Genomic DNA, 1,149 nt, shown 5'->3' with positions numbered 1-1,149 from the left:
TTATGACGCGGATATCGGCCGCTTTATCTCCCCAGATCCGGTGGTGCAATACCACAGCCCTTACCTATATGGTATGGACGACCCATTGACCATGGTGGATCCGGATGGCGAGTGGTCATTAAAAACATTTGCTATTGGTGCTCATATAGCGGGCAATGGAGTCGAGGGCTCCTCAGCATCGTCCATTACTGTTTCATCTAGACATCTAAGAAGGCCATCAAGGTCAGTATCTATATTGCAGCAGGATCAAGGGCCTAATATAGATAGTGTTGTCGATAGTTTTAGGACAGAGTCTATACTGACTCCCGAGCAAATAAATCTGCTGTGGTATGATAGTAAGTCAAAAGCGGATGATTATATGGTGGGGTTGAGCAAGACACTATCCACTATGTCTATATTAAGGTCAGTAGGTAGTGATGTTGAATCGTCAATATATGATGAATATTTTGGACATTACCTCTCCGGTTCCACTATATACAGACACATCGAACCCAACGTTAGAAAGGGATATGGGAAATTATCTGATATAGGGTTCCAAATAATGCCATTGCCGGGGGGGAGGCTGTACGAGTCATCTTTCGAGGATGATGGTAATAAGGGGATCATTACATTTTCTCCTGAGTATTTTAAATATCTCAATTTTAAAGATAAAAATATGGAATTAACATCGCTAATCATTGGTCTTGCAATGGATATGGCACTATCTAGCGTGGTATCTGAAGAGGGTAAAGCTTATAAAGATACAAAGCCTTATGTATGTTCTGCGTTACACGCGACAAAACAAAGATATGTTTGTAACGATTTTGATGCTCATCAGGGTAATGATAACAACTAAAACTATTCTGGTTTTATTTCTTTTCAAATGCGCTTCTCTCCTTGAGTAAATGGTACTACTTGAGTGAAGCGCATTGTTCCTATCCGTTTTTGGGTTAAAACTCGCTTAAAGCCGTTTTTTACGAATATTCACTACCAGTATTTCTGCCAATATCACCACGAAGATGGCGAGCAGGATCATCTTTGTCTGCTGCGGATTTCTTGTTGATGGAGAAGTTCGCGTTGGGGGGCGCTTTGATGGCGTTATCCAGTGGTATGGAAAGCCGTTTACGGAATAAATAGTTGTCAAATGACGGGGTTAAGCGTCGTCGCTTG

The 1,149-nt window shown here is 41.6% G+C and carries 2 protein-coding genes; one reads left to right on the top strand and one right to left on the bottom strand.

Translation table 11 applies throughout. The features are described from left to right. Positions 1–835: RHS repeat-associated core domain-containing protein (locus tag I8J31_RS20665; RefSeq protein WP_199470477.1), on the top strand; the 835-nt coding region annotated here is incomplete at its 5' end. A 118-nt stretch (positions 836–953) separates the two neighbouring features. Here I8J31_RS20665 and I8J31_RS20660 read toward each other — a convergent pair. Beyond that, the coding region (locus tag I8J31_RS20660; RefSeq protein ID WP_199470476.1) for a hypothetical protein at positions 954–1,149 on the bottom strand (196 nt) is incomplete at its 5' end.

Origin of the sequence: Marinomonas transparens (genome assembly GCF_016463975.1) — a bacterium.
In the GTDB taxonomy this organism is placed as follows: Bacteria; Pseudomonadota; Gammaproteobacteria; order Pseudomonadales; family Marinomonadaceae; genus Marinomonas; species Marinomonas transparens.
This window is presented reverse-complemented; position numbering and strand designations above follow the sequence as displayed.